Genomic DNA, 8263 nt, shown 5'->3' with positions numbered 1-8263 from the left:
AAGAGTAAAGAGTAAAGAGTGAATTCCTTTTAGTTTTGCTGAGGGAACTCACTCTTTTTTATAGTGATATTTAATCCCGTAACAGCCCGATTGGTGAAGGCGCTCCACTGAATAGAGTTTCACTTTATTTTAAGGGATAAATAAAAGCTGTGTTTCACGTGAAACAGTAACTTTGATAAATATTTGTTACTCAATTTGCATGGGTTGTGAAACATGTGAAATGGTAAGGGGAAATATAAATGTTATTGGAGCTTTTTCGATAGGAGAATTACAAGAGTATGGGCTACTTATTTCCCGAGACATAAGTATGTGTAACAGAGATTCATGATTGAAAACAAAAAAGAAAGCAGAGTTACAGCTTTACACGCTGAACTTTGCTTTCTTTTTTTGTAATATCTTCCCTTGTTGAAATTATAATAGCGATCCCGAGCATAATAAAAAAAGCTAAAAAGAGGACGAACTTTGGGAAGAACGGGAATAGTAATAGCGCCCCGACTATCATAATTGTTAATAATACGTAGTGCAGGACATATTGGAATAGGTTGTCCATATTTTCGCCCCCTTTTTGGTAGTGTATTGTTATTATTCTATGCATGACTATTAAGGGATAGAATGTGTTTTTATTTTTTGAGTGAAAATAATTAACAAGGATTTACATAAATAATGAACAGGAATAATCTCGAAATCAATTCAAACTATTTTTAATAGTAAAGTTGTGTCTGCACATCATGCACGAATTCAAGGATTACAAGAAGATAACTATAACGGTATTTTGTTAAGTTTATCTAAATTAAAGATAGAGCAATAATTTTGAAGGAATTCTCAAAAAATTTATTTAGAAAGAATTGACAAAATATAACGAACGATATAAGCTAATAACCATAAAGTCTACCGGAAAAGTCGGAATAAGATTGTTACCCCTCAAAAACATCTATTTTTTTACGATTAAAACCGACTTTTCCGATTGGCTATAAATGTTGCTGTGGGAGGCATACATAAGGCAAGCAGTTCATAAGGTGTAATTATTAAAAAAAAAGTTAGGGTGGGGACAATGAAGAAAAAGACAAAAAAATGGGCTGGTGTATTTTCGGTATTGCTGAGTAGTTCGCTTGTGTTATCTGCTTGTGGGGGACAGGAGGATACGGCTTCTACAGAACCAGTTAAACAGCAAGATTTAAAAAATATAAAAATTGAAAAGATCGCTGCGACAGATAAAACGAAAGTGCCAGATAAAGCGAAGAATCGAAAAGATACGTTAGTTGTGGGGATTAGTAAACCAGGCGGCGTATTTTTACCATATTTCCAACAAAACGGTTGGGATGGGAACGTGACTTCTGTTATTTTTGCATCTCTTGTATCAACTGATAAACAAGGGAAACCAATTCCGGAATTAGCTGAGAAGTGGGACGTTTCTTCTGATCAGTTAACATATACATTCCATTTACGTAAAGATTTGAAATTTAGCGATGGTTCGCCATTAACAGCAGATGATGTGGCATTCACATTGACGCTTTTACACGATAAGGCATATGAAGGCGAAGTAGACATCTCTCAATATGCGGTTAAAGGTGGTAAAGAATATAAAGAAGGAAAAGCAACTTCAATTGAAGGTATTCAAGTTGTTGATCCACAAACAATTAAAGTTACGACTGAAAAAGTGAATTCACAGGCTATATTTGTTTTAGGCGGTACGGTATTATCAAAAGCTTATTACGGAAAAGATTATAAACAAAATACAAGTTTAGATTATTTAAAAGATTTATATGGAAAACCACTAGCTGCAGGTCCATATAAATTTGATAAATATATTCCAGGCCAAGAAGTACGCTTTGTAGCAAATGAAAATTATTATGCAGGGAAACCAAAAATTCCAAACTTCATTTATAAAATTACTTCTGGTGATACGAAGCTTCAATTATTCCAAACAGGTGAAGTTGACTACACTGGCCTAGGTACTGGTGACGAAATTCTTGAACAGGCGAAAGCTTTAGAATTTGCAAATATCCAAATCGAAACGGCAGCGTCATTTAGTTACATTTATATGAATAATAATAAGCCATATTTAAAGGATAAAAAGGTTCGACAAGCACTTATTTACGGATTAGATCGTAAAAAATATGTTGATACAGCGTTAAAAGGATACGGTACGGTAGCTAATGTACCAATTCATCCAACTTCTTGGGCTTATACGGAAGAAGGAGTTAATAAATATGAATACGACAAAGAAAAAGCGAAAAAATTATTAGATGAAGCAGGCTGGAAAGTTGGTTCGGATGGAATTCGTGAAAAAGATGGTCAAAAATTAAAGCTTTCTTATTTCGGCCCAAGTTCGGCTAAAGATAGTGATTTATTAATTCCAATTGCGAAAGAGAATTATAAAGAAATAGGTGTAGAATTTAACCCTGAATTTATGGACTTTAATACGATGCTTTCAAAGGTAAATAAAGGTGACTATGATTTAGCTTCTGTTTCGACACCGATTACAAGTGATCCGAGTGAAACAGCTGGTGAATATTTGTCTGGTGTCAATGAGAAGAGTCTTGGTTATAAAAATGAGAAAGTAGATGAGTTAATTCAAAAAGGTATTGAGACAGTTGATATTGAGAAACGTAAACCTATTTATAAAGAATTATATAAAGAATTAAGTGATGATCCACCAGTAATTCTATTAAACTACCGTAGAACAATTACAGGATACAACGGGAATATAAAAGGGATTGACCCTGAAAAATACAACAGTATTAGCGCAAACTTACCAGTATTATCATTTGAAAAATAACGATAAGAATGTATAAGTAGAAGACATTTTTTCATTCGGTTAGTAAGGTGCCGCTTTGAAAAAATGTTCTTCTATTTTAAGCATGAGATTGGAGAGAAAAAGGGTGAAAACATATATCGTTCGTAGGTTGTTGCAAATGATTCCTACACTATTTGGTACATCAATTATTATTTTTTTCTTGTTTGCGCTTCTTCCAGGGGATTATATTGATTCGAATCCAAAGATTACACCAGAAAGAGCAGCTGAACTTAGGGAATTGTATGGATTAAATAAGCCAATTGTTGAGCGTTATTTTCATTGGTTAGGTAATGCTTTGCAAGGGGATTTTGGTTTCTCGCTGCAATATCAAGAACCTGTAACGTCATTATTAAATAAGTTTATTTGGAATTCTTTTAGTGTAGCAGTTATTGCATTATTTTTTATTTGGTTAATTGCACTTATTATCGGTGTATTCTCAGCGACGAAGCAACATTCTTTATTCGATAAACTTGTAACAATTGGTGTCTTTGCAGCAATGTCATTCCCTTCATTCTTTATAGGCCTATTTTTAATTAAAGTGTTTGCGGTTGACTTTAAGTTATTACCGATAGGTGGAATGATTGATGTTGGTAGTAATTCTACTGGGTTTGCTTATGTGATAGAAGTTGCAAAACATATGGTTTTACCGGTATTTATTTTGACACTTCTTGGAGTGGGTTCATTAACTCGTTATTTTAGAACAAGTATGTTAGAGGTTGTAAGGCAAGACTACATACGGACGGCACGAGCAAAAGGATTGAAAGAAAGAACAGTTATTTATAAACATGCCTTGAAAAATGCGATTTTACCAGCGATTACTTTATTAGCATTTGAATTACCAGGTTTATTTTCAGGAGCGATTATTATTGAACAAATTTTTAACTGGCCAGGTATCGGTAATATTCAATTAGAAGCACTTAATTTCCGTGATTATACAGTATTAATGGCATTTACGATGTTTCTTTCTTGTTTAACAATCGTTTCAAACTTTTTCGCAGACATTGTATATGCAGTTGTGGATCCACGTATTCGGTTGAAGTAAGGGGGGAAACGAGATGGAAACTGTTACAGAGATTATAGAGAAAAAAGAAACAAAGAGAAGAAGAAATGAATCATCACCGTGGCGACAAGCCCTTAAAAAGATAAAGAGAAATAAGATGGCACTAGTAGGATTGTATGCATTAATTTTTATGTTTTTATTTTGTTTTATCGGACCGTTCTTTTCGCCATATGCATCAGGAAAAATACAAGTTGCGTTAATTAACAAACCACCTAGTTTTTCTCATTGGCTTGGTACAGATCAATTAGGAAGAGATATTTTAACAAGACTCATGCAAGCGGGACGGATTTCATTAACAATTGGCTTAGCTTCAATGGTTTTATCCGTGATACTAGGAGCTGTATTAGGAGCTATTGCAGGTTTTTATCGTGGTATCGTCGATAATATTATTATGCGTCTTGCAGATATTTTAATGTCGATGCCAGGATTACCGTTACTTATTATAATGGGGGCAATTTTATCAGAGTGGAAAGTACCGTCTGATTATCGTCTGTATGTCATTATGATTATTTTAAGTTTAGTAGGCTGGCCAGGGCTTGCACGTCTTGTACGAGGTCAAATTTTATCACTTCGGGAGCAAGCGTTTATGCAAGCTGCTGATGTGCTAGGAATAAAAGATTACCGGAAAATTATATATCACTTAATCCCTAATGTTTTACCGATATTAATTGTCGTCTCTACATTAGGCGTTGCTGGTTCTATTTTAGGAGAGTCCGCACTAAGTTACTTAGGTCTCGGCGTCGTCCCGCCTACACCATCGTGGGGAAATATGATTAGCGCAGCTAACTCATTAATTGATTTCCAAAAGCGTCCGTGGTTATGGATTCCCCCCGGTTTTGCAATCTTTATAACAGTTGTATCCATTAATTTACTTGGTGATGCACTTCGTGATGCGTTAGATCCAAAGATGAGACGGTAGGTGAGAAGATATGAGTAAAGCGGTAGTGGAGCTGAAAGACTTACAAACGCATTTTCAGACAGAAGAAGGAACAGTAAAAGCTGTGAATCATGTTAGCTTTGCAGTTCGAGAAGGTGAAACTGTTTGTGTTGTAGGTGAATCGGGTTGCGGGAAGAGCGTAACGGCTTTATCTATTATGGGACTTATTGCTGAAACTGGCAGTGTAGTAGGCGGCGATATTTTATATGAAGGAAAAAGTCTTTTAGGAATGAAAGAGAAAGAACTTCGTAGTTTAAGAGGTAATGATATTGCGATGATTTTCCAAGAGCCGATGACATCGCTGAATCCTGTATTCACTGTAGGAGAGCAAATTGTAGAAACGTTAAGGGAGCATGAATTACTTAGTAAAAATGAAGCATATAAGAAGGCAATCGAATTAATTCGTAAAGTTGGTATAGCCCGCGCTGATGAAATTGTCCATTCTTATCCGCATGAACTGAGTGGAGGGATGCTACAACGTATTATGATTGCTGTTGCACTTAGTTGTAATCCAAAGTTATTAATTGCAGATGAACCGACAACAGCTCTTGATGTTACGATTCAAGCACAAATATTAGATTTACTAAGACAAATAAAAGAGGAATTCAAAACATCGATCTTATTAATTACACATGATTTAGGCGTTGTAGCAGAAATGGCTGATTACGTTGTTGTTATGTATGGAGGAAAGGTTATTGAAGAAGCTCCGGTACTAGAAATATTCCAAAATCCGAAACATCCGTATACGAAAGGATTGCTAAAATCAAAACCAGTAATGGGGAAACGAATAGATAAACTTTATTCTATTCCAGGGCAAGTTCCTAATTTAGTTGGCTTAGGGGAATTTTGCTACTTTAGCGGTCGTTGTGAGCACTGTATGGAAATATGTAAAGAAGAGGCACCAAATCTGAATGTACATGATGAGAATCATAAAGTAGCTTGCTGGTTATACGAGGAGCGTGCGGAACAATGAGTGAACCATTATTAGAAGTAAAAAACTTAAAGACGTATTTCCCGATTAAAGGCGGCATATTTAGTAGAACGATTGGACATGTAAAAGCAGTTGATGGAGTAAGTTTTACTATTAATAAAGGTGAAGTATTTGGTCTTGTTGGCGAATCAGGAAGTGGGAAAACAACGATAGGAAAAACAATTTTACGTCTCGTCCAAAAAACGGAGGGAGAAGTGAAGTTTAAAGGACACGATGTTTATTCTTTATCCAAGGAGGAATTGAGAAAACATCGTCCTAATATGCAACTCGTGTTCCAAGACCCATTTAGCTCATTAAATCCAAGAATGAGAATTGGAGAAGCGCTTGGCGAACCAATGTTGGCTCATGGACTAGCGACGAAAGAAAATGTTCGCGAAAAAGTGATAGAAGTATTGGAGTTATGCGGTTTAGCTCCATATCATATTGATCGGTATCCTCATGAGTTTTCCGGTGGACAACGTCAGCGCATCGTTATTGCAAGAGCTATGGTATTAAATCCAGAATTTATTGTAGCTGACGAACCTGTGGCGGCACTAGATGTATCTATTCAAGCGCAAATCATTAATTTATTTAGTGAGTTACAGGAGAAAAAGGGATTATCTTATTTATTCATTTCGCACGATTTAAGTGTAGTGGAGCACTTATGTACGAAAATTGGGATTATGTATTTAGGGACGATTGTGGAGACCGCTTCGCGTGATGAGTTATTTACGAACCCACTTCATCCATATACAAAAGCGTTGTTATCAGCTGTGCCAATACCAGATCCAACAGTGAAGCGAGAGCGAATTATACTAGAGGGTGATATTCCAAGTCCGGCGAATCCACCTTCAGGTTGTCGTTTTCATACACGTTGCCCGTTTGCAACAGAGGTTTGTAAAACAACGGTACCGGAATTTCGTAATGTTGGTGAAGAACATTTTGTTGCTTGTCATCATGTATAAAAGAGAAGGACTCTTTCAAATTGAAAGAGTCCTTTTTTATTTACTAGATGAAGTTTGTTTCAATACAAATTGTTCAATTGCATGAGCAACACCATGCTCATTATTCGATAATGTTACAACATCACATAGTTTTTTTACGTCTTCTTCAGCATTACCCATTGCAACAGATAAACCAGCGACTTCTAACATTGGTACATCGTTAAAATTGTCACCGATAGCAACTGTATCTTCAATTGGGATATTAAAATGGGCTGCCATCTGCTTTAGACCGTTTCCTTTATGTCCATTCTTGTCCATGATTTCTAAATTAGTAGGAGCTGAGGCTGTAACCATAATATCAGCATCTTCTTGTAACATGCTTAATAGCTGTGCTCGATGCCCTGCATTAAATGTTAAAATAAAGAATTTAGATACTTCTAGTTCTGGATTGTTTACAACATCTTCGATTTTTTGGAAATCTGTAATTAAGTTTGCTTTCTTTTGCTTTTCTGTAATTCGCTCAAGTTCTTCTAATGTAACATCTAGTGCATGCTTGTTTTCTTCGAATGCCTGCATGACTTGATTTTGCCATGTATATGGAGAATAAACGCCTTTATTTGTATATAGCTTATATGGAAAACCTTCAGATTCTAGTAATTTTGCAAGTTTGTACACTTTGTCGTTTTGTATACAACGCGAGTTAATTACTTTTCCGTCCACATAAACAATTGCCCCATTACTTGCTCCAACTGGAAGAGATAATTGATATTCTTCCAACAGTTTTAAAGCATCCTCTTTCGCACGGCCAGAACAAATCATTACAATATGACCAGCTTCTTTTGCAGTTTGGATAGCTTGTAAGTTCTCTTTGGAGATTTCAAGATTAGATGATAGTAGTGTACCATCCATATCTAATGCGATTAATTTCAAAATGACCACCTCTTTGTTTTTATTATACATAGTTATATAGAGGAAACATATAAACTTATCTTGGAAAGGCCGTATTTTCCCTCGCATGAATCTTCAGTGAAAGTTTGATAGATTCAACCTTACTAATTAAAGATTTACCGTAACTTGTAACAAAAGTAGAGGTTGATGATTATATTTCGTTATATGACTGTAATGTTACACGAGTGTTACAAACATGAATTTAGTAGAAAGTGCATTAAAATAAGGTTTTTGAGAGTGTTTATAAAAAAACGTAAAAAAAATGTAATAAAATTTACGTAATTATATTGCAACGTAATAATAGTTATGTTACATTAATGTTACAAACGTTACGTTATTAACTTCAATGTAACGGTAACATAAAAACTATGAAATAAACATTTCTTAGAAATTACATATAGATAACTTATTAAAAGGGAGGATAAATGATATGAAAGAGCAAGTATTACAAGTAACAAAAGGTGATTTCGTAGGATCAGCAAGTGGAGCAGTAGTGTTAACAGCGTTAATCGTATTTCTATCAAGCGTATTAGTATAATAGAGGTTTTGTAACAAAAACAAAGGAAGGGAGAATGAAAGATATGAAAGAGCAAGTATTACAAGTAAC

9 protein-coding genes are annotated in these 8263 nt (G+C 35.1%); 7 read left to right on the top strand and 2 right to left on the bottom strand.

What is annotated here, in order from left to right; all coding sequences use genetic code 11:
* Positions 1-352 precede the first annotated feature (352 nt).
* Positions 353-550 (bottom strand): hypothetical protein, encoded by a 198-nt coding sequence (locus COC96_RS24740; RefSeq protein WP_000369255.1) that lies wholly within the window; start codon positions 548-550, stop codon positions 353-355.
* A gap of 138 nt (positions 551-688) precedes the next feature.
* Between COC96_RS24740 and COC96_RS28405 the strand changes: the two genes are divergently transcribed.
* The 6 genes from COC96_RS28405 (at position 689) to COC96_RS24710 (ending at position 6729) form a co-directional block, all read left to right on the top strand.
* Entirely contained in the window at positions 689-808 is a 120-nt protein-coding gene (locus tag COC96_RS28405) for a peptide ABC transporter substrate-binding protein (protein WP_098268922.1), read from the top strand.
* A gap of 243 nt (positions 809-1051) precedes the next feature.
* On the top strand, positions 1052-2779 hold the full coding sequence (locus tag COC96_RS24730; RefSeq protein ID WP_098268921.1) for an ABC transporter substrate-binding protein: 1728 nt from the start codon (positions 1052-1054) through the stop codon (positions 2777-2779).
* 103 nt (positions 2780-2882) lie between these two features.
* Complete coding sequence (locus tag COC96_RS24725) at positions 2883-3839, top strand: ABC transporter permease (protein ID WP_000860739.1); 957 nt, start codon at positions 2883-2885, stop codon at positions 3837-3839.
* A gap of 13 nt (positions 3840-3852) precedes the next feature.
* Positions 3853-4776, top strand: coding sequence for an oligopeptide ABC transporter permease (gene opp4C, locus COC96_RS24720; RefSeq protein WP_098268920.1), 924 nt, complete (start codon positions 3853-3855; stop codon positions 4774-4776).
* 10 nt (positions 4777-4786) lie between these two features.
* On the top strand, positions 4787-5767 hold the full coding sequence (locus COC96_RS24715) for an ABC transporter ATP-binding protein (RefSeq protein WP_098268919.1): 981 nt from the start codon (positions 4787-4789) through the stop codon (positions 5765-5767).
* Positions 5764-6729, top strand: a complete 966-nt coding sequence (locus tag COC96_RS24710) for an ABC transporter ATP-binding protein (RefSeq protein ID WP_098268918.1) — start codon at positions 5764-5766, stop codon at positions 6727-6729. Before COC96_RS24715 ends, COC96_RS24710 begins: the two co-directional genes overlap by 4 nt.
* Before the next feature lie 36 nt (positions 6730-6765).
* Here COC96_RS24710 and COC96_RS24705 read toward each other — a convergent pair whose 3' ends face one another.
* A complete protein-coding gene (locus COC96_RS24705) occupies positions 6766-7638 on the bottom strand; it encodes a Cof-type HAD-IIB family hydrolase (protein WP_141535866.1) in 873 nt (290 codons plus the stop codon).
* A gap of 448 nt (positions 7639-8086) precedes the next feature.
* Between COC96_RS24705 and COC96_RS24700 the strand changes: the two genes are divergently transcribed.
* Positions 8087-8194, top strand: a complete 108-nt coding sequence (locus COC96_RS24700; protein ID WP_000664237.1) for a DUF3948 family protein — start codon at positions 8087-8089, stop codon at positions 8192-8194.
* The last annotated feature ends 69 nt before the right edge of the window (positions 8195-8263 follow it).

This window comes from Bacillus cereus, assembly GCF_002577405.1.
Classification (GTDB): domain Bacteria; phylum Bacillota; class Bacilli; order Bacillales; family Bacillaceae_G; genus Bacillus_A; species Bacillus_A cereus_AU.
Note: the sequence above shows the minus strand (reverse complement) of the source record. Positions and strands in the feature narration are given on the sequence as shown.

Bases quoted from the DNA above. Each gene is read 5' to 3' on its own strand.
- COC96_RS24700 (WP_000664237.1), top strand. From the start codon at position 8,087: ATGAAAGAGCAAGTATTACAAGTAACAAAAGGTGATTTCGTAGGATCA.
- COC96_RS24740 (WP_000369255.1), bottom strand. From the start codon at position 550: ATGGACAACCTATTCCAATATGTCCTGCACTACGTATTATTAACAATT.
- COC96_RS24710 (WP_098268918.1), top strand. From the start codon at position 5,764: ATGAGTGAACCATTATTAGAAGTAAAAAACTTAAAGACGTATTTCCCG.
- COC96_RS24715 (WP_098268919.1), top strand. From the start codon at position 4,787: ATGAGTAAAGCGGTAGTGGAGCTGAAAGACTTACAAACGCATTTTCAG.
- COC96_RS24730 (WP_098268921.1), top strand. From the start codon at position 1,052: ATGAAGAAAAAGACAAAAAAATGGGCTGGTGTATTTTCGGTATTGCTG.
- opp4C (WP_098268920.1), top strand. From the start codon at position 3,853: ATGGAAACTGTTACAGAGATTATAGAGAAAAAAGAAACAAAGAGAAGA.